Origin of the sequence: Bdellovibrio sp. HCB209 (assembly GCF_047306065.1) — a bacterium.
GTDB lineage: Bacteria > Bdellovibrionota > Bdellovibrionia > Bdellovibrionales > Bdellovibrionaceae > Bdellovibrio.
This window is the reverse complement of record NZ_CP178618.1, coordinates 1,042,341-1,064,933: the sequence shown is the minus strand read 5'-3', so window position 1 is coordinate 1,064,933 and position 22,593 is coordinate 1,042,341. Positions and strand designations below refer to the sequence as shown.

Annotated in this window: 24 protein-coding genes; 12 read left to right on the top strand and 12 right to left on the bottom strand. The window is 45.9% G+C overall.

The genetic code is table 11. The features are described from left to right. Nucleotide 1 precedes the first annotated feature (1 nt). Complete coding sequence (locus ACLVWP_RS05205) at nucleotides 2–1,006, bottom strand: ABC transporter substrate-binding protein (protein WP_413560482.1); 1,005 nt, start codon at nucleotides 1,004–1,006, stop codon at nucleotides 2–4. A 221-nt stretch (nucleotides 1,007–1,227) separates the two neighbouring features. Then, the gene (gene hutU, locus ACLVWP_RS05200; RefSeq protein WP_413560481.1) at nucleotides 1,228–2,874 is read right to left on the bottom strand and encodes a urocanate hydratase; all 1,647 of its coding nucleotides are present in this window, start codon (nucleotides 2,872–2,874) and stop codon (nucleotides 1,228–1,230) included. An 87-nt stretch (nucleotides 2,875–2,961) separates the two neighbouring features. On the opposite strand from hutU, the gene ACLVWP_RS05195 reads away from it, so the two are divergent. Together ACLVWP_RS05195 and ACLVWP_RS05190 are read left to right on the top strand one after the other, a co-directional pair. Then, nucleotides 2,962–3,591 (top strand): tRNA-uridine aminocarboxypropyltransferase, encoded by a 630-nt coding sequence (locus ACLVWP_RS05195; RefSeq protein ID WP_413560480.1) that lies wholly within the window; start codon nucleotides 2,962–2,964, stop codon nucleotides 3,589–3,591. 105 nt (nucleotides 3,592–3,696) lie between these two features. Beyond that, complete coding sequence (locus ACLVWP_RS05190) at nucleotides 3,697–4,044, top strand: hypothetical protein (protein ID WP_413560479.1); 348 nt, start codon at nucleotides 3,697–3,699, stop codon at nucleotides 4,042–4,044. Between the two features lie 74 nt (nucleotides 4,045–4,118). Here ACLVWP_RS05190 and ACLVWP_RS05185 read toward each other — a convergent pair whose 3' ends face one another. The 3 genes from ACLVWP_RS05185 to ACLVWP_RS05175 all read right to left on the bottom strand — a co-directional run bounded on the left by ACLVWP_RS05185 (nucleotide 4,119) and on the right by ACLVWP_RS05175 (nucleotide 6,742). Next, nucleotides 4,119–4,505 (bottom strand): hypothetical protein, encoded by a 387-nt coding sequence (locus tag ACLVWP_RS05185; RefSeq protein ID WP_413560478.1) that lies wholly within the window; start codon nucleotides 4,503–4,505, stop codon nucleotides 4,119–4,121. 26 nt (nucleotides 4,506–4,531) lie between these two features. Beyond that, the gene (gene hutH / locus ACLVWP_RS05180) at nucleotides 4,532–6,073 is read right to left on the bottom strand and encodes a histidine ammonia-lyase (RefSeq protein WP_413560477.1); all 1,542 of its coding nucleotides are present in this window, start codon (nucleotides 6,071–6,073) and stop codon (nucleotides 4,532–4,534) included. Nucleotides 6,074–6,196: 123 nt separating this feature from the next. Next, nucleotides 6,197–6,742 carry a hypothetical protein gene (locus ACLVWP_RS05175; RefSeq protein ID WP_413560476.1) on the bottom strand — a complete coding sequence of 182 codons (546 nt, stop codon included), beginning with the start codon at nucleotides 6,740–6,742 and terminating at the stop codon, nucleotides 6,197–6,199. A gap of 84 nt (nucleotides 6,743–6,826) precedes the next feature. Here ACLVWP_RS05175 and ACLVWP_RS05170 point away from each other — a divergent pair, with 84 nt between their 5' ends. Continuing rightward, nucleotides 6,827–7,336: an NUDIX domain-containing protein gene (locus tag ACLVWP_RS05170; RefSeq protein ID WP_413560475.1), complete on the top strand. Its 510-nt coding sequence runs from the start codon at nucleotides 6,827–6,829 to the stop codon at nucleotides 7,334–7,336. A 2-nt stretch (nucleotides 7,337–7,338) separates the two neighbouring features. Here the strand turns inward: ACLVWP_RS05170 and ACLVWP_RS05165 are convergent, their stop codons facing one another. Continuing rightward, complete coding sequence (locus tag ACLVWP_RS05165; RefSeq protein ID WP_413560474.1) at nucleotides 7,339–7,902, bottom strand: TetR/AcrR family transcriptional regulator; 564 nt, start codon at nucleotides 7,900–7,902, stop codon at nucleotides 7,339–7,341. A 127-nt stretch (nucleotides 7,903–8,029) separates the two neighbouring features. On the opposite strand from ACLVWP_RS05165, the gene ACLVWP_RS05160 reads away from it, so the two are divergent. From ACLVWP_RS05160 to ACLVWP_RS05150, 3 genes are all read left to right on the top strand, one after another. Then, nucleotides 8,030–9,172, top strand: a complete 1,143-nt coding sequence (locus tag ACLVWP_RS05160) for an FAD-dependent oxidoreductase (RefSeq protein ID WP_413560473.1) — start codon at nucleotides 8,030–8,032, stop codon at nucleotides 9,170–9,172. A gap of 202 nt (nucleotides 9,173–9,374) precedes the next feature. Continuing rightward, a complete protein-coding gene (locus ACLVWP_RS05155; protein ID WP_413560472.1) occupies nucleotides 9,375–10,673 on the top strand; it encodes a hypothetical protein in 1,299 nt (432 codons plus the stop codon). A gap of 123 nt (nucleotides 10,674–10,796) precedes the next feature. After that, complete coding sequence (locus ACLVWP_RS05150) at nucleotides 10,797–13,283, top strand: ATP-binding protein (RefSeq protein ID WP_413560471.1); 2,487 nt, start codon at nucleotides 10,797–10,799, stop codon at nucleotides 13,281–13,283. Nucleotides 13,284–13,290: 7 nt separating this feature from the next. Here ACLVWP_RS05150 and ACLVWP_RS05145 read toward each other — a convergent pair whose 3' ends face one another. From ACLVWP_RS05145 to lptG, 5 genes are read right to left on the bottom strand one after another with little or no spacing between them, the layout of a single operon-like run. Next, a complete protein-coding gene (locus tag ACLVWP_RS05145) occupies nucleotides 13,291–13,791 on the bottom strand; it encodes a GAF domain-containing protein (RefSeq protein ID WP_413560470.1) in 501 nt (166 codons plus the stop codon). Nucleotides 13,792–13,831: 40 nt separating this feature from the next. Continuing rightward, nucleotides 13,832–14,458, bottom strand: a complete 627-nt coding sequence (gene rpe, locus ACLVWP_RS05140; RefSeq protein ID WP_413561566.1) for a ribulose-phosphate 3-epimerase — start codon at nucleotides 14,456–14,458, stop codon at nucleotides 13,832–13,834. A gap of 1 nt (nucleotide 14,459) precedes the next feature. Next, nucleotides 14,460–15,404: a methionyl-tRNA formyltransferase gene (gene fmt, locus ACLVWP_RS05135; RefSeq protein WP_413560469.1), complete on the bottom strand. Its 945-nt coding sequence runs from the start codon at nucleotides 15,402–15,404 to the stop codon at nucleotides 14,460–14,462. Then, nucleotides 15,397–16,011 carry a peptide deformylase gene (gene def, locus ACLVWP_RS05130; RefSeq protein ID WP_413560468.1) on the bottom strand — a complete coding sequence of 205 codons (615 nt, stop codon included), beginning with the start codon at nucleotides 16,009–16,011 and terminating at the stop codon, nucleotides 15,397–15,399. Before def ends, fmt begins: the two co-directional genes overlap by 8 nt. 27 nt (nucleotides 16,012–16,038) lie before the next feature. Next, a complete protein-coding gene (lptG, locus tag ACLVWP_RS05125) occupies nucleotides 16,039–17,118 on the bottom strand; it encodes an LPS export ABC transporter permease LptG (protein ID WP_413560467.1) in 1,080 nt (359 codons plus the stop codon). Nucleotides 17,119–17,122: 4 nt separating this feature from the next. Here lptG and ACLVWP_RS05120 point away from each other — a divergent pair, with 4 nt between their 5' ends. From ACLVWP_RS05120 to ACLVWP_RS05095, 6 genes are all read left to right on the top strand, one after another. Next, nucleotides 17,123–18,310, top strand: a complete 1,188-nt coding sequence (locus tag ACLVWP_RS05120) for a response regulator (protein ID WP_413560466.1) — start codon at nucleotides 17,123–17,125, stop codon at nucleotides 18,308–18,310. Between the two features lie 53 nt (nucleotides 18,311–18,363). After that, nucleotides 18,364–19,188 (top strand): carboxylating nicotinate-nucleotide diphosphorylase, encoded by an 825-nt coding sequence (gene nadC / locus ACLVWP_RS05115; RefSeq protein ID WP_413560465.1) that lies wholly within the window; start codon nucleotides 18,364–18,366, stop codon nucleotides 19,186–19,188. Beyond that, nucleotides 19,188–19,943: a biotin synthetase gene (locus tag ACLVWP_RS05110; protein WP_413560464.1), complete on the top strand. Its 756-nt coding sequence runs from the start codon at nucleotides 19,188–19,190 to the stop codon at nucleotides 19,941–19,943. The genes nadC and ACLVWP_RS05110 overlap by 1 nt, the downstream gene beginning before the upstream one ends. After that, the gene (locus tag ACLVWP_RS05105) at nucleotides 19,943–20,491 is read left to right on the top strand and encodes a thioredoxin family protein (RefSeq protein WP_413560463.1); all 549 of its coding nucleotides are present in this window, start codon (nucleotides 19,943–19,945) and stop codon (nucleotides 20,489–20,491) included. The genes ACLVWP_RS05110 and ACLVWP_RS05105 overlap by 1 nt, the downstream gene beginning before the upstream one ends. A gap of 4 nt (nucleotides 20,492–20,495) precedes the next feature. Further along, nucleotides 20,496–21,038 (top strand): GyrI-like domain-containing protein, encoded by a 543-nt coding sequence (locus tag ACLVWP_RS05100; RefSeq protein WP_413560462.1) that lies wholly within the window; start codon nucleotides 20,496–20,498, stop codon nucleotides 21,036–21,038. A 144-nt stretch (nucleotides 21,039–21,182) separates the two neighbouring features. Further along, nucleotides 21,183–21,821, top strand: a complete 639-nt coding sequence (locus tag ACLVWP_RS05095; RefSeq protein ID WP_413560461.1) for a Crp/Fnr family transcriptional regulator — start codon at nucleotides 21,183–21,185, stop codon at nucleotides 21,819–21,821. Here the strand turns inward: ACLVWP_RS05095 and ACLVWP_RS05090 are convergent. Further along, a complete protein-coding gene (locus ACLVWP_RS05090; protein ID WP_413561565.1) occupies nucleotides 21,811–22,569 on the bottom strand; it encodes a TerC family protein in 759 nt (252 codons plus the stop codon). The genes ACLVWP_RS05095 and ACLVWP_RS05090 overlap by 11 nt on opposite strands. Nucleotides 22,570–22,593: the final 24 nt, after the last annotated feature.

The following is a 22,593-nucleotide window of genomic DNA, read 5'->3' as shown; positions in this document are numbered from 1 at the left end:
CCTACTTTTTCTCAACAACGCCCAAAGATTTTTTAGCGTCTTCTAGCAAATCCAATTTAACCCAGTCAGTTGCTTTAGGCGGAACTTCCATACGGCCCACGCCGTATTTTTGCATAAAGTCTGTCGTGATTTGAATATGCTCTGCTGTTAAGTGATATGCATACGGAGAGTTGCCGATAGCATCTTTAAAGTCTTGATTCGTGATTTGACCTTTGAACATTTTTTCTACAACGAATTTTTCAGCGACATCAGGTTTATCCATGAAAAGTTGAGTTACTTCTACGAAGCACTTCATGAATCTCTCTGCCACTGGTTTTTTCGTGTTGTACATTTTCTCAGTCATGATCAATGTACGGATTGGCATACCCATCTCAGTATCGTAAGGCTTCATCAACTCAACACCCCAACCTTTGTTGATCGCTTGAGAAGATTGCGGCTCACTCTGTGCCATCGCATCGATTTGTTTTGCAGCCAATGCTTGGTTCAAATCCGCGAAAGCCATGTAAACGATTTGCACGTCTTTACCTGGTTTATCGGACCAAGTAAGGCCGTTCTTTGCAAGCTCTGCCAAAAGCAACAACTCTTGAGCACCACCGCGAGCTACGCCTACTTTTTTACCTTTGAATTCTTTGATTGATTTAATTTTTGAATCTTTACCAGCAACGATACGCGCGCCACCTTCAGCAAAACCGGCAACTGCGTAAACTGGAACTTTAGAAGCGCGACCTGCGATTGCAGCATCGGCAGCACTTGCTGCAACGTCAACTTCACCTGCGATAATCGCTGGCATGATGTCGATACCTTTTGCGAAAACGCGCTCTTGAACTTTTAAATTATATTTACCGCAATATTCTTGCATGTAACTAACGGCACCGTAGTGCGCGAATTTCAAGTTACCGACTCGCACAACATCTGGCGCGCCTTTAGCTTGAGCGTTTGCGAAACTTAAAGGTGCTAACGAAAGTGTCGCGAAAAGAGAACCGAAAACGATCTTGTGAGACATCATAGAAGACCTCCATTATTTGAAATATCAATTAATGGTCTGCCCTATGGCACAAGAATGCAAATACGATTTAGCTGAGATTAAGCAACCGTCGACTGAGAGAGAATTTATCAACCGGAGACAGAGCTAATGTGAGAAAAAAGGCCGAAGTGTTTCACCACTTCGGCCAGTTAAGTAACAGTTAAGTCACATGATTTCTGAGTATTATGTTTCTAGTTATGAAACTACAACCAGCAACTGTTCACACCACGCTCTTGCGCAGTTTGTTTTGCTAGTTCATAACCTGCGTCCAAATGTCTAAATACACCCATTGCTGGATCGGCAGTTAACACTCGCTCAAGTCGTTTTGCGGCCTTTTCAGTACCATCGGCTACGATCACCTGCCCCGCATGTTGGCTGTAACCCATACCGACTCCACCACCGTGATGTAAGCTCACCCAAGTAGCTCCGCACGCAGTGTTCACCATTGCATTTAACAATGCCCAGTCACTAACAGCATCAGATCCATCTTTCATCGCTTCAGTTTCACGATTTGGAGAAGCCACAGAACCGCAGTCGAGGTGGTCACGACCGATAACGATCGGAGCCTTCACTTTGCCCTCTGCCACAAGTTGATTCAACATTGCGCCCGCTTTCGCGCGCTCGCCGTATTCCAACCAGCAGATACGTGCTGGCAAACCTTGGAACGCAATACGTTCTTCAGCCATATCCAACCAACGCAAAAGATCTTTTTTGTGAGGGAAAAGCTTTCTCATCGCATCGTCAGTCACTTTGATATCTGCTGGGTCACCAGATAGTGCTACCCAACGGAACGGACCTGAACCTTTACAGAAAAGTGGACGGATGAAAGCTGGAACAAATCCTGGGTAATCGAATGCATTTTCAACACCCGCTTCTTGAGCACGTGCACGCAAGTTATTACCGTAATCGAAAGTCACAGCGCCTTTATCTTTCATCGCAAGCATTCCACGAACGTGTTTTGCCATCGAATCATAAGCGGCTTTCAAATAAGCTGTTTGATCTTTTTCACGGAAAGTTTTTGCTGTCTCAACAGTGTAACCCTCTGGGATATAACCCACCAATGGGTCATGCGCAGAAGTTTGGTCTGTCAAAAGATCAGGCGTAAAACCTTTGTCGATCAATTGATGAATAACTGTCGCCATGTTGCCTTGAAGAGCCACAGATTTAGCCTCGCCAGCTGCTGTGTATTTTTTGATACGAGCGATAGCATCATCAAGATCTGTCGCAACTTCGTCGATGTATTTTGTTTCAAGACGTTTTTGAATACGAGTTGGATCGATTTCAACCGCAAGCACACAAGCACCGGCAAACACACCTGCTAGAGGTTGTGCTCCACCCATGCCGCCCAAGCCCGCTGTCAAAATCACGCGGCCTTTCAAATCACCATTGAAGTACTGACGACCAGCTTCAACGAAAGATTCGTAAGTTCCTTGGATGATCCCTTGAGTTCCGATATAGATCCAAGAACCCGCCGTCATTTGGCCGTACATCATCAAACCTTTTTTATCCAACTCATTGAAGACTTCCCAAGTAGACCACTTAGGAACAAGGTTCGAGTTCGCCAACAAAACGCGTGGAGCGTCTTCGTGAGTTTTCAAGATACCGATAGGTTTACCGGATTGAACCAAAAGAGTTTCGTCGTTTTCTAGCTCTTTCAAAGCTTCCAAAATTTTATCGAAGCATTCCCAGTTACGAGCTGCTTTACCGATACCACCGTACACGACAAGATTTTCCGGATGTTCTGCGATAGAAGGATCCAAATTGTTTTGAATCATCCTGTAGGCAGCTTCTTGCAGCCAACCTTTACAAACCATCTTGTTACCCGTAGGCGCTTTAACGACGCGAGACATGTGCTCTCTCCTTTGAAATTCAAGGTTTCAAACCTAACAAAGCCCGTCCGGGTTGACAATAGAGCACTCTGCATCAATAGTGCGCCCATGGCTCTGGAACGCAAAAGAAAGACAAAAGACCCTTGCCCCGTGTGCTTTTTAAATAAAAGCCGCTGCGTCTGTGCGTTTATTCCCAAACTGACCTTGAAAACGCGCCTCTGCCTGGTCGTTCACGCCAAGGAGCTTAAGCGCACCACGAACACCGGTAGACTTGCGATTGAAGCCCTGGTGAATAGCGAAATGCGCATTCGCGGAGCCGATCAGAACGCTTTGGACTTAAGTGATTTGCTGACACCCCAATATCGCACCGTCATGTTTTACCCATCAGATGATGCCAGAGAATTGACGCCAGATTTCGTCGCCGAGGATCCCCGCCCCATTCAATTAATTGTGCCCGATGGAAATTGGCGCCAAGCCAGCAAAGTCCATTATCGCCATCACGAATTGAAGGATGTCCCCCGCGTGATGATCAAAACTCCGAATCAGTCGCCAGTGCACATGCGTGCCGAAACCACGGCAGAGGGCATGGCCACGTTACAAGCCATTGCGGAAGCTATCGGAGTTATTGAAGGTGACGCCGCGAAAGAGCCTTTGATGAAACTGTACCGCGCAAAACTTGAAGGCACGCTTCAAGGTCGCGGCATACCGTCCCCCTTAATGGGGGCACGAGATAACTAGCTGAAACCACGAAGAGATCTCCGTCAGGATTGGTCGCTCGGAAACTCTCTGCGCTAATGTTACAAATACTCCTGTAGCGATATTCTAAAAATATAAGGAGTTAATATGAAAATGCTTATTCTTATCTCAATGCTTGGTCTTGGATCTTTTGCTCATGCTGACGCTCCAGCAGATGTAGCTTGTATGGGTTTCTATAATGAAGACGTTAAGCATGTTTTCGATGACAACGCTGTCGCGTTTACTGAGTCGGTTTATTCAGGTCAATCATCTGGCGATGAAAACTTCACTTTATTCGTAGTAGACGACAAACCAGTTGTTATTTTCAACAAAACGAATCAACAAGTTCCTTTGAAAAAAATCTTGGCTGATAACGGCAGATTGACGATTTACGCATACACAAAAATTAAGCCAAACATCGAAATCGTGTGTGAGTCTAAAGGCGGCGGTTTCTAGTCCCGGCTTTAAACTTTAGTGCTGACTTATGCTAAAACTAAAAGCGACCCGAGAGGGTCGCTTTTTTTAACTAATTAGTAAATTTCTTCTTCGTCAGACCCTTCATAGAATCCATCTGGCTGAAGACCTATGCCGAAAACTTTATCGTCAACTCGGCAAGACAAACGGCAATTTGCATCACAACGAACCCATGCGCTATTCCCCGGAGAAATATAACCTGGAGAGCAGTGAGACGAGCACGAAGGCAATCCAACAGACACGCCTTGTTTCATCGTACATGCCATGTTCGCGTTGCTTTTAGCTGAACCTTCCGCACGTGATTGAAGATTGCGTGGGCAGAAAGAGTCTCCACCTTTGCAAGAACCTGAAGCACTGCCTGTGCCTGTCACCCAAATCGTTTTTTTAGCAAACGCAGGGACAACCAAGAAACTCATCAATACAAAACTCATTAACGCTTTCATCTGCAATCTCCTATGCTTCCTGCCGACTACCACTCTAGTGGGCCGACTGTTTTTTCTACGACGCTCATCAACTCACCAGAGACCATCATCGCTTTGATAGCTTCAACGTCTTTGTGGAAGATGCGATCTTCTTTAGCGAACGGAACTGTTTTTCTGATGTGATCGTGGACTGCTTTAACTGCTGCCGTTGGTTTTAATGGCGCAATCAGATCAATCGCTTGAGCTCCAGATAGCAACTCCATCGCAACCACATGTTCTGCGTTTCTTAGGATTTGTGCAAATTTTCTTGCTGCAATAGTTCCCATGGAAACGTGGTCCTCTTTTTCAGCAGATGTTGGGATTGAATCCACAGATGCTGGATGTGCCAAAACTTTATTTTCGGAGACCAAAGAAGCCGCCGCGACTTGCACGATCATGTGACCTGAATTCAAACCACCGTTTGGTGTCAAGAATGGTGGAAGGTCACTCATCTGAGTCGAAATCAATTTAGAAATACGGCATTCAGAAATACTTGCTTGCGAAGAAACAACGATACCCGCGAAATCCATCGCGTGCGCTACTGGCATCCCGTGGAAATTACCGCAAGAAAGCACTTTGTTCGCATCAGCAAATACCAATGGATTGTCTGTGGAAGAGTTCGCTTCAGTTTCCAAAACCTTTACCGCATAGCGAATACCGTCTTTCGCAGCACCATGAACCGCTGGCATACAACGAAGAGAGTAAGCATCTTGAACACGGTGATCTTGATATTCCATCAAATGCGCTTCACCGATTTCACTCATCTCGCCCATAAGCTTGATAAGATTGCGACCTGTTTTACCTTCACCGGCGTGAGGACGGCTGGCTTGAATCAATGGATCGAAAGGCTTACGTGAACCTCTCATGCCTTCCAAAGTCATCGCACCTGCAAGGTCTGCCATCCACAAAAGGCGACGTGCTTCCCACAAAGAAAGCAAACCGATAGATGTCATCACCTGACAACCATTGATCATTGAAAGACCTTCTTTTGCTTTCAATTCAAGAGCTGTGATTTTTTTCTTTTCCAAAAGTTCTTTAACGTGAACAGGTTTGTTATCACTGCCCCACGCTTCGCCCTCACCGATGATCGTTAGAGCCAAGTGTGAAAGAGGAGCCAAGTCACCGGATGCACCCACCGAACCTTGAGATGGAACTACTGGGATGATGTCGTTATTCAAAAATTCCAAAATTTTATCAACAACTGTTGGACGAATACCGCTATGGCCTTTAGCCAAAGCATTCGCACGCAAGATCATCATTGCGCGTGTTTCAGTTTTAGTGAAAGGCGCGCCGACACCCATGCAGTGTGAGCGAATTAGATTTCTTTGAAGTTGTTCGATTTCAGCATCAGAGATACGAACTGAAGAGAAGGCGCCAAAGCCTGTGTTCACACCATACATCACTTCGCCACCAGAAATGCGGCCTTCGATATAGTCGCGGGACTTTTTCATTTCAGCGCGAGCAGAGTCTGCCAACGTCACTTTCATAGAAGGTGTGTGAGCAGCTTGGTACAAGTTTTCAATCGTGATATTTTCACCAGTCAATTGCATGGCGGGGGACTCCTAATTCAGTCGTTTCTGAGAGGCCCCGATCCTATATATAACGCCCTGCCCAATCAAATAAAAAAGCCGGCTTTGAACCGGCTTTTCGAGTCTTAAATTGTGAGAACGAAATTAGAACTCTAGAGGCAAGGAAACTGAGAACATATACGAGTCCATTTTGCCTGGATCGTTGTTTGTACTACCGCTGTACTCAATTTTATCCAAGTTTTCCATGATGTATTCGAAGTTCAAAGAAATGAATGGAAGACCTGTGAAGCCCACACCCACTTTAACTGGCTTGCCTTTGAATGTTGAATCCGATGGGCTATCAAACTTGATTTCGCTCATCAAACCGTAACCAACCCAACCTCTTAGAAGAATTGGAAGATCCACACCGATCACACCGTACAAAGTGTTACGTTTTCCGTCTGAATTCGTTTGACCATCTGGTTTATATTTACCACTCACGCCCAAATTGTAGTCAATACCCAACCACAACAACGCAGGAGCCGTCCACGCGATACGTGCACCCATATTAACCAATTCCGTTTTAGCTGTTGGATTGGTATCCGTGTGCGATCCCATTTCATAACCCAAATATGGTTCAATCATGATTCCTGCGTGAGCAGTTCCCGAGAATCCTAGGAACAGTGCAAGAACGAGCCACATTTTTTTCATAATCTTCTCCTTTTGTAACACCAAAAATAAAAACACTTGCTCTACAATTCTGGAATCACCCGTGAACAAGGTCAAGGAGACCCCATGGCTAGACCCGCCTTTAGAGACGACAAAGAATATTATGAATCACTCCCCGGCAAACGCATTAATACGGGAGTATTGTTGTTTTATAAAAACCAGGCACTCCTTGTACAACCGACATATGCTTCAGGATGGATTTTGCCAGGCGGAACTGTTGAAGCCGAAGAATCACCTATGGAAGGCCTCATTCGCGATGTGAAGGAAAACCTCGGAATCTCCATCACCCCGACTCACGTCTTGGCGATCGACTACACTCCGAACAAAGATGTCAAAGGTGAGTACTTGAGCTTCTTGTTTGGAGCCATCGATCTAAGCGAGCACCAAGCCCAATCTATTCAATCATCACTTAAAAATGTTCGCGATTTTAAATTCGTGGACATGGATATTGCTTACTCTATGCTCGTGCCTGCGATTTCTCGCCGTGTGAAAAGTGCGCTGAAAGCTGTCACCGAAAATTACGTGATGGTTTATCTGGAAGACGGCAGAATTCCCCCAAGAGATCTGCCTCTGTAGCTTTACCCTTTCCAACCACTTTTTAGAATATCAAAGAGAGCTCGCAAGGCAGCCTTAGGATTCGTAGCTCCCAACGAGCGATGATACGAATCTAACACAAATCGCGCGATAGCTCCCGCCTCGATGGAGCTAAGCTTTTGCTTTGATTCCTTACGAAGGGCCTCCGCCAAGGCCGCTTCGTGCCGTAACCACATCTGTTTGGAATAAAGATTCAATTCAGGAGTGTCTTCAATCAACTTCATGAAAGACTTAAAACCTTTGCGTTCCTCGTCCTTTAAAGAATCCAAATGAGAAATACCCGTATCCAAAAGTGCTTCATAAACTGAATGCCCTTTCTTGCGGTTCTTAACTGAATCCACCAATTGCTGCTCTTGCTCAGCATCATCATCAAATACCAAAGATTCCTTAGTCGGAAAATAATTAAACAGCGTTGGCACCGACACCTCTGCCCGTTCAGCAATCTCGGCCGTCGTGACATTCAGGTAGCCTCGCTCGATAAAAAGTTTCGTCGCCATGTCAGATATAGCTTTACGAGTTTTCTTTTTCTTCTCTTCTCTCAATCCCAAAGTCAGACACTCCTGTGGCTCAAATCAAATTTAAAGCACTCCCTATAATTTTAGTCAGTAAAATTTTTAAGTCACTATAATATTTTAGCAGGGTCTTATATACTGGTCTTACTTAAGGGAGATCTCTATGAATCAATCAAACCTTACTCCAATCACAATCATCGGCGCAGGTCTCGGTGGCCTGGTATTAGCTCGCGTGCTTCATATGAATGGTATCGCTGCCATCGTCTATGAGGCCGAAGCATCCCCGATGGCCCGCAGCCAAGGCGGCATGCTTGATATCCATGATCACAATGGGCAAATCGCTTTAAAGGTGGCAGGCCTTCATGACAAATTCCAAGAAATCATTTTTCACGGCGCCCAGGCCTCTCGCGTTTTAGACAAAGACGGTAAAGTCCTCCATGCCGATACAGATGACGGCACTGGAGGTCGCCCCGAAGTCCGACGTGGAGAACTTCGTCGTATCTTATTGGAATCTATTCCCGCAGAAAACATTCGCTGGGGACATAAGGTTGCCACAGTCACGTCGCTCGGCGGTGGCCAGCACTCCGCCACCTTCACCAACGGAACCACAATCACGACAAGACTATTAATCGGCGCCGATGGAGCATGGTCAAAAGTGCGCAGTCTCCTTTGCCAAGACAAACCGACATACACAGGTACGACATTTATAGAGACATATCTGCATGAAGCAGACACTCACTATCAAACCAGCGCTGAGGCTGTCGGTGCTGGCTCTCTTTTTGTGACAGCTCCAGGCAAAGGTATCTTAGCTCACCGCGAGCCCGATGGTTCTCTACACACCTATATTGCTTTAAATAAGCCAACAGAATGGTTTGCCGAAATGGATCTCTCGAATAAGGATGCAGCTCTCTCTCGTATAGCGGCTGAGTTTTCTGGATGGGCGCCAGAACTCACTACCCTTATAACCAAAGGAGAAACCACTCCCGTAGCACGCCCCCTTCATACCCTTCCGGCTGAAATCAAATGGGAGCGCATCCCCGGCGTCACGCTCCTAGGAGATGCCGCTCATCTAATGGTGCCTTCAGGAGAAGGGGCCAATCTTGCGATGTACGATGGTGCCGAGTTAGGCAAAGCGATCGCAGCAAATCCGGATAATATCGAAGCCGCCCTGCAAGCCTATGAAAAAGATCTTTTTATTCGCAGTTCAGCAGAAGCTAAAGAAGCGATTCGCATGCATCAGATTCTTTTTGGAGACAATGCTCCGCAGAGTCTTTTGGAGTTCTTCCGTAATCCAGGCCCCGCGTAGGTTTCAAGGATTCTTGAGATTTGGTGAAACCATCAACTAAACTTGAATTTAATTGGATGAATTTGATTCATCGAGACAGATTTTTTCTCGTGACGGGATGATTATACAGAAGACTCTCGCATTACACACAGATGTACTGGTTGTAACAAATTCTAGTTAAAGTGCTGCCGATAAGTTCATCGTAAACGCAGGAGTTATGAAAATGATGAACGTAATGAAGATAAAAAATGTATTGGCTTTCGGTGTAACGGGTTTGCTACTTACTGGATGTTCTAGTGGTAGCAACACAGCAGCAAGCCTCAATGAACGATTTAGCACAGCAGGATCTGCTGTATTCGTAGAAGATCCTTCTAATACGACGTTTGAATACGACCCAAATGCAATATCGTCACAGGCGTCAGTGCTTTCCATTTCACTCGCACTGTCCATCGCCCCTCCTGCGACTACTAATACGGGCGGCACACAGCTTTATGCTTCCGACCTTAAGGTCGCAGGCACTAAAGTTATCACCACATATAATGTGCCGGGTGCGGTTGATAAGGGTTGGATTGACTACGTCGACGTGACGACAATCGCCTTGCCGCTTCTTTTAAGCTCATCTTATTTAGCTGATACCGATGTGAACTCTGTTGCTATGAACAACGGGAACTTCTCGATTGTTGGCGCGAAAGATGGTGTTGGCTCGATTCTACGTCAAGGTACCTACGGTCTTTTAGGCCATACACTGGGGACGTCAGATACACTTCTTTCAAGTTTTGCGGGAACTGGCGTTGCCTATAATGCTGCCGGAACAAACTTAGCAGTAACAACAGGTGATGCTGGTGGTGTATCAGTGATGAATGCATCTACATTGGCGAACGTTGGACCAAGCGTCTCTGTTACTGATGCTCGCGGCGTGGCGTTTAGCTCCGTAAATAACAAGTACTATGTTGTATCTGGTACGACTAATACAGCAGTGACATCTTACGATACATCGGGAGCTCTTGTTGCTACGAGAGCTCTGACAGGTGCCTCGATTGCTCACTCCAAAGCAACAGTAGTTGCTGGCTCCACTGGTGAGTTCTTGCTAGTTACAACTGGCGACGGTGGATTCAATGTGGTTTGCGCTTCCGATATGAAAATCGCAGCATCTCAAGCTGCTTACCAATATGCGAACTATGCATCCCTTGGTTTGGCTGACCCAACACAAACTGTGACAAATGCTGCGGTCTTCGGTCCAGGCATGATCTTCACAGCATCGGGTGAAGCTGGTATCCGCGTGTACAATTTCTTGAAGGCCGCTGGTGCATCAACAACGGCTTGCCAAAACATCACGGTCAGCTACTTGGGTTACTTTGCCTTCAGTACGCCAGTTTCAGCTAACAATCTTTACTACTCAAACGTCTTAACTACAGCTCTACAATATACCGGCACGTTGTACGTTGCAGCCGGAGCGGGAGGTTTTAAAGCCGTAACTATCACAGCAACTCGAAATGCGTTGAACGACCTTATCGAGTTCTAAATGTCCTGGTTCCTCACACGTGATACAAACCGGGAGCCTTCGGGCTCTCGGTTTTTTCTGTCAAACAGCAAGCATCAAAAAGCAAACTCTTTCGCATTTACATAAATCACACAGCAGGCTGCAATGAAGACAATGGATAAAAAGAAAAAGTATCGTAAGATATCGGAAAAGATCACCCTCACGTTGGCTTTCTGGCTTCTCATTATTACCGCCCTCGCGACATTCTTAAGTTACTTGCACATTTCTTCAATCGTCACATCTTTGGTTAGCGAAAATCTGGAAAAATATATTGAAGTTCGCAGTGACCGCGAAAGCCAGGTATTCCGTTTAGCTACGAAAAACCAACAGATCTTGGCCCAACGTTTAGAGTGGCAACTAAAAAGTGGATTACCTAGAAGTGAAGACAGATTCAAACAACTATTTACTAAGTTCCCTGATGGGGCCATCAGAGAACGCGACGAAATCAACAATAAGATTCATCCCAGCTATTTTCTTCCCGACTTTACAAAATTGGATGCAGAGACGATTGAACGATCTGTCATTATGTATGACTTCCTAGACAGAGAATGCTTTTTAAGCACGGCCACTTTCTCCGATTGCTGGGTGGCTGATGCCAATGGCTCTTTGGGCGTTCTACTAGAAGAGGAAGTTGGCTACTCTTCCAAGATTCCCGGCAACTTTAAGAATCTCGATCAAGTATGGATGAAGGGCGTATCCCCCCAAGAAAATCCTCTCCGACAACCGCGTTGGACTAAGACATATTTTGATCCAGCTTGGCAACTATGGATGATCACACTCTCTACTCCCATTTATGTGAACAATAAATTTACGGGTGTTATCGGCAATGACATCTTCGTCGGACAAATGCTTGATCGAATTATGAAGTTCAAGCTCAAGGGCACCAAGAATATCGTCATCAACTCGGAAGGCTATATGGTCGCCCATCCAGAGCTTGAGGAAAAGATTAAACAGTCTCATGCCCTACTCAAGGTTTCTGACCTTAAAGATTTTGATCCTTATATCGAGAAAATATTTTCAACTGCCTCTCGAGAATTGTCTTTCAAGTCCGAGGACAAGGGACATATATTCGATTTGGGATCGGAAAATCTCTATGCTGTGGGCAAAATCGAAGGTCCCGATTGGTACCTGGTTACCCTTTATCCGAAATCGCTTATTTCCACAGCCGCTTTCAACTCAGCAAAATACATTCTTATCTTTGGTTGCCTAAGTTTGATTCTGGAACTTTTTTTATTGATGAGACTTCTCCAAGAAAAACTTGGACACCCGCTAAAAAGCCTCGTTACTACGGTCCAAAGAATTAGTTCCGGCGACCTAGAGGCCAAAGTGAGCATGAAAACTCGTGATGAGTTTGAAATCCTAGGGAATGCCTTTAATGAAATGACATACAATCTCGGCGTATCTCGAGCGGAAAGCCATGCCGCCATGGAAAAGGCCATCGAGGCGGCACGAGTTAAATCCAACTTTGTCGCTAGTATCAGTCACGAAATGAAGACACCATTAAACGGCATTCTGGGAATGACCCACTTTTTGAATGATACAAATTTAAACGAAGAACAAAGAAAGTATGCCGCGTTCATTACTGAGTCCGGCAGCAATCTTCTCGCCATCGTCAATCAGGTCCTGGATGTTTCCAAAATCGACGCAAAAAAAATGGAGCTTTCAGAAGGTCCATTTAGCTTGAAGAAAATTTTGGACGATGTGTACAACCTTCATCATTTCGTTGCGAAACAAAAAGGCATTCCGATAGATTTCGAGAACTCCGTTCCCGAGGAAGCACCCTTCATCGGAGACGCTGATCGCATTAAGCAAATCCTCAACAATCTTCTTAGCAATGCATTGAAGTTCTCCGATATGGGTTCGATCTCCCTGACCGTTAGCGAAGTAAAACGCTTCGATCACACTCATCGCATTCGTTTTGTGATCAAAGACCAAGGCATTGGGATTTCCGAAGAAGTCCAAGAAAAACTATTCCAGCCCTTCACTCAAGCCGACATGTCAATGACTCGACAATATGGTGGCACCGGTTTGGGACTTTATATTGTGAAATCATTCGTCACACTCATGGGTGGCGCCGTCGGCGTTATAAGCACCCCTGGCATTGGCTCTGAATTTTGGTTTGAAATTAACTTAGGCATCGGAGCGGCTCCAGAGCTAGCTGGCGTGACGCCAGTTCCGGTGGTTGCAACACCGAAAGTGTCCCTACCCATTCTGGTGGTCGAAGACAATTTCGTGAACCAAGTTCTAACCGAAGCTCTATTAAAGAAGCTCAATTACACCAGCCAAGTCGTCAAAGACGGACAAGAAGCCGTCGAAGCATTCGAAGAGGGCAAATACAGTTTGATCTTGATGGACTGCCAAATGCCTATGAAAGATGGATTTGATGCGACTCGAGACATTCGAAAAAAGGAATCCGCAGGGTCCCGCATTCCGATCATTGCCCTGACCGCCAATACGGAAAACGACAACCGCGAGATCTGCCTGGAAGCTGGCATGGACGACATGCTCAGCAAACCCGTCAAGGTCGCAGTCTTTAAAGAAAAGCTGGAGTACTGGTTAGCACAAGCTCAAAAAGACAAACCGACGGTTTAGGATTTTTCTAAGTAAAACTTTGTGGCCACTGAGATTTTGTAACAAGGATCTCAGTGAGCTTTTGTAAGCCCACGCGATCTTCCTCGGTGAATCTGGCAAGCACGGGAGAGTCGATATCCAACACTCCCAGTAAATTTCCATCTTTAATCAATGGCAGAACAATTTCAGAGCGAGAGGCGCTGTCACACACGATATGACCTGGGAATTGATCGACATCAGGAACAATAATACTTTCCATCGAGCGCGCCGCAGTTCCGCAGACACCTTTACCCAAAGCGATGCGCGTGCAAGCAGGCAGACCTTGAAAGGATGACAGCAGCAACTCACCATTATGAGCCAGGTAAAAACCCACCCAGTTAATTTTAGGAAGATGTTGTTTTAAAAGTGCAGCAAAGTTCGCAAGATTCACGAACCATTCTTTTTCAGCGATGCCCGAAGCCTCGGAACAAAGCTCATTATAGAATTTAGATTTATCTTTATAAGGAATTGTCGTCGCGGAAGCACTCATACTTTACTCCACTCACCGCAGTCACAGAAATCGCTGCGAACTATTTTAAAGAAGCAATCGCTTGCGCGTAGTCTTTACCAAACACATAGCTACCCGCCACAAACACATCAGCTTCATGACAGAGCTTTGCTGTTTCAGCGTTGATACCACCATCGACTTCGATCAGACAGTTTAGGTTTTGTTTTTTGATTTCAGCACGCAAAGCAGAGATCTTTGCGATTTGATCGTGCATGAAAGATTGACCACCAAAACCTGGCTCCACAGTCATCACCAAAACCAGATCACACAGATTCAACAACGGAACTACGGATTCAACAGGAGTTCCCGGGCGAAGAGTAATCCCCGCCTTAGCCCCCAACGCCGTGATTTGACGAAGAACTGTTGCTGGATCTTTGGTCGACTCCACATGAATCGTCAAATAATCCGCACCCGCTTTGATAAACTCAGCGACGTATTTTTCAGGTTCCGTGATCATCAAATGAACATCGAGTGGAATCGGAGATACTTTTTTAAGTGCTTTTACAACCGGGATACCGATTGTAAGATTTGGAACAAAGTGCCCGTCCATCACATCAACATGGGCCCAGTCAGCTCCGGCAGCGGCGATTGCTTTCACCTCTTTTTCAAGGTTTGCAAAGTCTGCTGACAAAATCGAAGGGGCAACCATCTTAGCCAATGTGATCTCCAGGTTTAAGCGCATGACCCTTAAGGAAGTCTGCGACTTTCATACGATTACGGGATTCAGGCTGAACTTCAAGCAATTTTAATAATCCATCACCCGTTGCGACAGTGAACGAATCCGCGTCAACCGCAGTCACTGTACCAGGCTTTGCACTTCCCGAAGCTGGCAGAGGACGAACCACATGCAGCTTTAGTTTCTTACCTTCAAGCATCGTGTAAGTCCCCGGCCCGTATACGAAGCCACGAACTTTGCCATCGATGGATTTTGCAGATTTTGTCCAATCAACCAAGGACTCTGCCTTGTCGATTTTAGGAGCCACGGTCACTTGCGATTCATCTTGTGGAGTCGGCGCCAAATTCCCGCGCACATAATCCATCAATTCCACTCGCAATAAATCTGCACCCAAGTCAGCCAGCACATCATGCAACTGCAGAGCATGCATTTCAGGAGTGATCGCAACTTTACGAATACCGATGATGTCACCGGCGTCTAATTTTTTAACCATCTTTTGCAAAGCCACACCGGACTCTGCATCGCCCGCTTCAATCGCACGTTGAATCGGAGCAGCTCCACGCCAACGCGGCAAGATCGATCCGTGCACATTCACGCAACCAAAACGGAAAGACGACATAAAGTCTTCCGTTAAGATTTGTCCAAACGCCACAACAATGCCGACCTCTGCTCCCCAGGAGCGAATTTCTTCAACAGCAGCGGGATCTTTTTTAAGGGATTCAGGAGTTAGAACTTTAAGACCGTTTTCAAGAGCCAGAACTTTCACCGGGCTCGGTGTCAGTTGCATCTTACGACCTGCCGGGCGATCCGGCTGAGTAACAACGCCGACAACTTCGTAGTGTTCGTCGGCGAGAAGGGCTTTCAAAGATGTTACAGCAAATTCTGGGGTGCCCAGGAAGCAGACGCGGACTTTACTCACGCTCTTCGCCTTCAACTTGTTTGCTGCGAGCACGTTCCATCTCTTCGCGAGTTGGATAGCCGTGTTTTTGAATTTGTTTTTTGATCTTGTTCGATTTCACAAAGCTCAAGTGATCGATGAACAAAGTACCTTCAAGATGATCTAGCTCGTGCTGCATGCAAATCGCAAGCAAGCCGTCAGTTTTCACGATGAACTCTTTGCCGTTCACATCATAGGCTTTCATTTCGATGTAATCGTAACGCTCAACAGTTTCGTAATAACCAGGCACTGACAAGCAGCCTTCGTCGAAAGTTGTTTTGCCTTCGCCCTTGATGATTTCTGGATTGATCAAAACCAGTGGTTGCTCCACTTGCTTTTCTAGATCTGTCATTTCTTGATCTTTATAGCGGCGACCTTTGTCGTCTTTCGGGCGAGTGTCGATCGTAATCATACGAACCAACTCACCCACTTGTGGAGCTGCCAAGCCGATACCATGAGCATCGTACATAGTCTCAATCATGTCCTCTTGAAGCTTTTTAAGCTCAGGCGTACCGAACTCGGAAGGCTTCACAGGGTCTGCAACCTCGCGAAGTCTCGGGTCAGGGAAAGTGAGGATTTTCATGATCATAGGGCCTCCAAAGTGGCCCCTATTGTATCACTGTTTCAGTCTTTTGAGAAGGACCAAGGCCAATCCGGCCATCAGGACATTAGGAGCCCAAGCGGCTACCACCGGAGGTACCGTCCCATGCTGCCCCAAAGTAATTCCAGAGGAATAGAGGACGTAATAGGCGAAAACCAAGCCCAGACAGATTCCCAGGTTGATCATTGTGCCACCCGAACGAGCACGGCCGACGCTGAAAGGCAGGCCCAAAAGGCACATGACCAAGCCCGCAAAAGCAAAGCTCATTTTGGACTGATAACCGACCTCATAGGCAATGGTATCAAGCCCCGCGTCCTTGTTTTTATTGATAAAGTGCTTAAGCTCGCTCTGGGACATCATTTCCGCGGTTTGCCCGGCACTCTGCAAATCTTTGGAGTCCTCGGCCATCACGATGCTTTTTTGTTTAAAATCTGTGGTCAGAGGGAAGCTTGAATCCTTGCTGAACAGGGTCACGGTTCCGTTATTTAAGAGCCACTGACTGCCTTGAATTTCCACGTCTCGCGCGGTCATCATTTGGACCAAATCCCAATCATCGCTAAAAAAATACATCGTCAAACCTTGGGCCTTATCACCCTTGGCACTCAACGTTTTGATATTAAAAATGGAGTCTTTCGTGCGGTACCAAATCTTATTGGTTTTCACCGTGGAAAAACGATGCGGCTCTTTCTTAAGATCATAATACAAGATGTAGTTCTTTTGTGTGTTCGCGCGCGGAACCAGGCGATCGGTCATAAAGTAACCCGCCGTGGACAACAGAATCACCCAGATCAGAACCGGCGTCGATACTCGCAAAAGACTCATCCCCGCCGAAAATAACGCAACGAGTTCGTTGTTCTTATTCAAGTTCGTCAAAGTCAGAATCGTGCCCAATAAACAAGCAACCGGAAGAAGCTTCGAAATGATGTCGGGAAATGAATAGAGATAGTAACTAAAAATCGTCGCCGTGCTGACGTCTTTGTAAGAGGCGACTGTCGACATCGCATCCACCGCAGTGAACAAAGTGAGGAAGACCAACAAGCCACCCAGGAAGTAACCAAAGAAAAGCCAAGATGTATAACGATCAATTCTGTTCATTCTTATGAGTTTCCTTGACTCAGGTCCAAAATCCTATTTAACTTTGATTATGGCTTTACGCGTCTTACTTGCAGATGAGAGTTCCACAATCAAAAAGGTAATGCAACTGGCATTGTCTGACTTCGCAGTCGAAGTCAAAGCAGTCCCTGTTGGTCTTGATGTTTTACCTGTGACGAAAAGCTTTAAGCCAGACATTGTTTTCGCAGACGTACTTTTGACAAAAAGAAACGGCTACGAAGTCAGCCAAGAACTCAAAAATGATCCTGAAACAGCCAACATTCCCGTCGTTTTGATGTGGAGTGGTTTCATGGAAATCGACGAAGCCAAAGTCACTGAATCCAAAGCCGATGGTCGTTTGGAAAAACCATTCGATGCTGAACATCTGCGCGGCTTGGTTAATAACTTGGTGAAAAGAACTTCAGAAAATCCTGTCAGCCAATATCTTACGTTCCCAGAAATGCCAGAATTTGAAGAGATGCCTGCTGATGGCGGCACTCTGGTAGAGCCTGTTAACGAAATGGCTGCGAGCGATGAAAGCATCGATAATCTTGATGCTATTCCTGAGATCAGCGAAGACGAAGCTTTGAGCCTGGATGTTCCAGGTGAAGAGTTCGCCTCTGTTCCTCTGACAACACCTAAGGGTGAAGACGAGATGGATGAAGGTGGCTGGGCTCATCAGGATTTAACAAAATTTAAATTAAATATTCCACAAAATGAAAACGAAGACTTTGCTTCTAAGTTTGTAATCCCTCAAGACGAGGATCTATCAAACGCTCATATCGAAGTTTCAGGTAATTTTGAGGAAATCAGTTTCGATGACAATGGCCCGGATTTGACGCAAAAACCTGCTCCTGTTGCAGCTAAAGCTCCTCCGAAGGCATTGCCAGAGGATTCATTCCTAGGAAAAGTCGAAAAATCAGTTAAAGATCAAATGATGGAAACTCTGAATAAGGGGCCTGCTGCCGCTAAAGCGCAACCCGCTGTTGCAGGGGCAAAACCATCTCCCGCTAATGCTCAGGGTAAAACCCAATCTAAGGTGGACTTGTCCAGCGATATGATGGAAAAGATTGTTCGTGAGGAAGCTCGTGAAGTGATTGAATCCGTTTGCTGGAAACTCCTTCCTGAGATTGCAGAGCGCATTGTTCGCGAAGAGTTGCATAAACTTATGCGCGAAACAGAGAAATCTATCTAGTACCTTTTCTCTTCCTAAGCCTCACACTAGGTACCCCCTATTTGTGAGGCTTTATGATACTTGTTGAACTCATCCGTGCAGCCATCAAAGAAGACATGCCTAATGGCGACGTCACAACGGAATCACTCGCTCTAACTCCTAAAATCGGCCGTGCTCGTTTGAAAGCCAAGGAAGACCTTGTACTTTCGGGTGCCGCTCCTTTTGAGCAAACGATGCAAACCTTGGAACCGAACTGCCGCGTGAAATGGCATTTCGAAGAGGGCGATGAAATCCTGAATGGCCAAATCATCTGCACGATCGAGGGCGACCTTGTACAGATCCTTAAAGCAGAACGCGTGGCTTTGAATTTCTTGGGTCACTTGTCGGGCATCGCCACAGTCACTCGCCGTTTTGTAAAACAAGTTGAGCACACAAAAACTAAAATCCTTGATACTCGTAAAACAACTCCGGGCTACCGTGAGCTAGAGAAAAAAGCCGTGCTTCATGGTGGTGGTGTGAATCACCGCATGAATTTGAGCTCTGCAATTTTGGTTAAGGACAATCACATTTCTGTGATGGGCGGAATTACAAACGCCGTTAATCGCATTCGCGAACACAGCAATCTGCCAATGGAAGTGGAAACTCGCACGTTGGCTGAAGTGAAAGAAGCCGTTGGCCTAAACGTTAAACATCTTCTTTTGGACAACATGGATAATGAAATGTTGAAACAAGCTTTAGCGATCATCCCTGAAGGTGTTGCGACTGAAGCCAGCGGCAACATGAATTTGGCCCGTGTAAAATCTGTCGCTGAAGTTGGCGTAAGCTACATCTCTGTCGGAGCTTTGACACATTCAGCTCCGGTTGCTGATGTCAGCCTTCTCTTTGCTTGGGAGGAATAGTGACAAACGAAAATCCCATGAGCGAAATCCGTATCGGTGATGTGACAGCCAAATGGGCTCGCAACAATCACTTGCATGTTGAATACAAAGCCCAACAAGAAAGCACAAACCTCACTGCCAAAGAATTGGCCTTCGAAGAAGACTTGCTTGAGGAAAGCCTGTGCCTCTTCGTGACGGATCATCAAACCGCAGGCCGTGGTCGCGGTAAGAACACATGGTCTGAAGCTCAAGTGGGTTCATCTTTGCTGAGCTCTTGGTCTTATCTGTTGCCGATGATGCCACAACCGACGGCTTCTTGCCTGGTGGGCCTTGCGGTTTACAGAGCTTGCACAACGACATGGCCTTTTTTGAAATGGAACTTGAAAGCACCTAATGACATTTACATTGGTGACAAAAAAGTGGCGGGTATTCTTTTAGAAACTGTCGCACAAGCTGATGAAGCTCGTTTTATTATTGGTCTTGGTGTCAATATCACGGCATCACCAAGTGCCGTACCCACTTCAACTAGCATCCTAGGCTCTTTGCCAGAGGGTGCGCCTTTATTGGGTGAGGATTATACAGCGTTCTTGGATCGTTTGGTGTTTGAACTGAGCGATGCGGCTTCTCACTGCGATCAACCGCTGAGCCCTACAGATCAGCTGTCTTTACTGCATGCTTTGAATTTGCATCCACTGCTTAAAGAAAAATACACGGCGATGGAAGCTGATGGTTCCCTTTATATGGGTGCTAAAAAAATCAATTGGAGCGAACTGTAATGGCTACGACTTTTACTCCGTTTCCTGATTTGGGAAATTCAGTTCCTGACTTTAAGCTGCCAGCGGTGGATGGCAAGACTTACTCGCTGAAGGATTTTTCTAATGGAAAACCTTTAGTGGTGATGTTTATCTGCGCGCACTGTCCTTATGTGCAAGCCGTGGAAGAACGTCTGATTCAGCTGGGAACAGATTTGAAAAATGACGGCGTGAACGTTGTTGGTATTTGCTCGAATGATCCCAAAGATCATCCAGAGGATTCCTTCGAGATGTTGGCAAAACGTGCGAAAGAAAAAAACTATTCTTTCACTTACTTGGTGGATGAATCGCAAGAGGTTGCAAAATCTTTTGGAGCCGTCTGCACTCCGGACTTCTTTGTCTATGACGGTGATTTAAAACTCACTTACCGTGGTCGTTTGGATAATTCCTGGAAAGACGCCAGCAAAGTCACGCAACGTGAGTTGTACAATGCCGTACAAACACTTTTAAAAAATCAAAAAGTTACTGAAGAACAAACAGCCTCTATGGGCTGCTCTATCAAATGGAAGTAAAGCAATGAGATACATTTTAGTTTTCGTCGTAGTTATGGTTATTTCTTTCGGTACTTACCTGGCGACATATTTGGGCGCGTTCAAAGGCGTTGAAATTTCTGAAGTGAAACAAGGTCCTTTCAAAACAATTTATATTGAGCACGTAGGCCCTTATCACAAAGTAAATAAAGTTATCGGACGTGTTGAGGCCTTCATGGCTTCTCAAGGCACTGTTTGCCAACGTACCTTCGGTGAATACTTGGATAACCCTCGCGAAGTTGAGGAAGCTCGCTTGCGCGCTAAAGTGGGTTGCTTGATCGAAACAATGCCAGCGAATGCTCCTGAAGAAATGAAGGAAGGCGAAATCCCGGCTCGCGACTACGTCCAAGCTGTCTTCACCGGTTCCCCTGGAATTGGACCTTTGAAGGTTTACCCACGTGTTGAACAATACATGGAACAAAAGAAACTAAAACAAGCTGGCGCTGGAATTGAGATCTACGAGATCCACTCTATCACTGAAAAGGCCGCGATGACGACGACCTACCTCTTCCCAGTTATTCCTGAATAACTGAAACCAAAAAGCCGCCCTCATCAGGCGGCTTTTTTTATTCTTCATACCCGCCTCCAACCGCGATGGATATTATGATAGCTGCTACAAGTATCCTGGGAATGATTTGTATCTTTCACGGATATGATGCAAATCATACGAAATATGAAGCACTCACTTGAGCAATGCCAAAACTGTTTTCTCCTGAATCGCACGCTTAAACTCAAAGACTCAACAGCAATCGCTTTACTGAAGGTTAAGTCGGTTCACAACGTCAACCCTTCGGGCTGCGTGATCAGTCAAGGGTGCTTGCCGATGAGTATGTATTGTGTCGCCGAAGGTAAAATCAATACCATCGAACGCGATATGGAAGGCCGTGAACACTTGGTTTCTTCGTTCACTGCCAATCATATGTTTCCGCTGACGGTGGCCTTGTCGGATGCACCGACTTCTTACGAATATATTTCTGAAGGACGATCCAAGGTCTGCAGCTTTCCCGTTAAAACTATGCGAGAGTTGCTGAGCGACGATCCCAATCTATCCTTGTTGCTACTGCAGAGCGCTTTACAACGTGGAATGGATAGCTATGAACGCATCGTGATCTTGCAATCCAAAAGCGCTGAGGAAAAAATCACTCGCACTTTAGAGCAATTCAAAGATGAAGATGGCATGTGCCGATTAAGCCGCAAAGAAATTTCGATTTGGACAAATTTGACGATTGAAACAGTGATTCGCACGCTGACGTCTTTAGAGAAAAAACGCCGCGTGCGTAAGAGCCCTCAGGGCATCGAAGTTATGATTTAGTAGTTTCGTCAGCAATACGTTCGCGAAGCTTAACAGGCTGTTTCGGCTTCACTTTACGCATACGAATATTCAGCATTTCCACACCGACCGAGAATGCCATTGCGAAGTACACATAACCTTTCGGGATGTGGACTTCCAAAGCTTCAACGATCAAGGTGAAACCGATCATCAACAGGAAGCTTAATGCCAAGATCTTAAGTGATGGATGGGAGTCCACGAAGTTGCTGATTGATTTCGCTGAAATGATCATCACGATCGCAGAGATCACAACCGCTGCAATCATCACGCTGATCTCGCTGACCATACCAACCGCTGTGATCACGGAATCCAAAGAGAACACCACGTCTAGCAAAAGGATTTGGAAAATCACCGCGCCAAATGAATGAGCCACGTGATTGGACTGACTGCCTTGCTCCCCTTCCAGTTTATGATTGATCTCCATCGTACTTTTTACGATCAAGAACAGACCACCCAGAAGTAAGATCAAATCACGACCCGAAATCTCTTGGCCGAAGGCTGAAAAGATTGGAGCCGTCAGACCGATGATCCAACTCAAAGAGAACAACAAAATAACACGAGTAATAACCGCAAGGCCTAAACCCATCACGCGGGCTTTGTCCTGCTGCTCTTTTGGAAGTTTACCCGCCAAAATAGAAATAAAAATAACGTTGTCGATACCCAGAACAAGTTCCAGGGCAAATAGTGTGAAAAAAGCGATCCAGATTTGTGGATTCGAAAGCATTTCCATCATTGTGTAAGACACTCCTTTAGT

Excerpts from the sequence above, each read along its gene's own strand:
- ACLVWP_RS05205 (WP_413560482.1), bottom strand. The coding sequence starts at position 1,006 with ATGATGTCTCACAAGATCGTTTTCGGTTCTCTTTTCGCGACACTTTCG.
- hutU (WP_413560481.1), bottom strand. The coding sequence starts at position 2,874 with ATGTCTCGCGTCGTTAAAGCGCCTACGGGTAACAAGATGGTTTGTAAA.
- ACLVWP_RS05195 (WP_413560480.1), top strand. The coding sequence starts at position 2,962 with ATGGCTCTGGAACGCAAAAGAAAGACAAAAGACCCTTGCCCCGTGTGC.
- ACLVWP_RS05190 (WP_413560479.1), top strand. The coding sequence starts at position 3,697 with ATGAAAATGCTTATTCTTATCTCAATGCTTGGTCTTGGATCTTTTGCT.
- ACLVWP_RS05185 (WP_413560478.1), bottom strand. The coding sequence starts at position 4,505 with ATGAAAGCGTTAATGAGTTTTGTATTGATGAGTTTCTTGGTTGTCCCT.
- hutH (WP_413560477.1), bottom strand. The coding sequence starts at position 6,073 with ATGCAATTGACTGGTGAAAATATCACGATTGAAAACTTGTACCAAGCT.
- ACLVWP_RS05175 (WP_413560476.1), bottom strand. The coding sequence starts at position 6,742 with ATGAAAAAAATGTGGCTCGTTCTTGCACTGTTCCTAGGATTCTCGGGA.
- ACLVWP_RS05170 (WP_413560475.1), top strand. The coding sequence starts at position 6,827 with ATGGCTAGACCCGCCTTTAGAGACGACAAAGAATATTATGAATCACTC.
- ACLVWP_RS05160 (WP_413560473.1), top strand. The coding sequence starts at position 8,030 with ATGAATCAATCAAACCTTACTCCAATCACAATCATCGGCGCAGGTCTC.
- ACLVWP_RS05155 (WP_413560472.1), top strand. The coding sequence starts at position 9,375 with ATGATGAACGTAATGAAGATAAAAAATGTATTGGCTTTCGGTGTAACG.
- ACLVWP_RS05150 (WP_413560471.1), top strand. The coding sequence starts at position 10,797 with ATGAAGACAATGGATAAAAAGAAAAAGTATCGTAAGATATCGGAAAAG.
- ACLVWP_RS05145 (WP_413560470.1), bottom strand. The coding sequence starts at position 13,791 with ATGAGTGCTTCCGCGACGACAATTCCTTATAAAGATAAATCTAAATTC.
- rpe (WP_413561566.1), bottom strand. The coding sequence starts at position 14,458 with ATGGTTGCCCCTTCGATTTTGTCAGCAGACTTTGCAAACCTTGAAAAA.
- def (WP_413560468.1), bottom strand. The coding sequence starts at position 16,011 with ATGATCATGAAAATCCTCACTTTCCCTGACCCGAGACTTCGCGAGGTT.
- lptG (WP_413560467.1), bottom strand. The coding sequence starts at position 17,118 with ATGAACAGAATTGATCGTTATACATCTTGGCTTTTCTTTGGTTACTTC.
- ACLVWP_RS05120 (WP_413560466.1), top strand. The coding sequence starts at position 17,123 with ATGAGTTTCCTTGACTCAGGTCCAAAATCCTATTTAACTTTGATTATG.
- nadC (WP_413560465.1), top strand. The coding sequence starts at position 18,364 with ATGATACTTGTTGAACTCATCCGTGCAGCCATCAAAGAAGACATGCCT.
- ACLVWP_RS05105 (WP_413560463.1), top strand. The coding sequence starts at position 19,943 with ATGGCTACGACTTTTACTCCGTTTCCTGATTTGGGAAATTCAGTTCCT.
- ACLVWP_RS05100 (WP_413560462.1), top strand. The coding sequence starts at position 20,496 with ATGAGATACATTTTAGTTTTCGTCGTAGTTATGGTTATTTCTTTCGGT.
- ACLVWP_RS05095 (WP_413560461.1), top strand. The coding sequence starts at position 21,183 with ATGAAGCACTCACTTGAGCAATGCCAAAACTGTTTTCTCCTGAATCGC.
- ACLVWP_RS05090 (WP_413561565.1), bottom strand. The coding sequence starts at position 22,569 with ATGGAAATGCTTTCGAATCCACAAATCTGGATCGCTTTTTTCACACTA.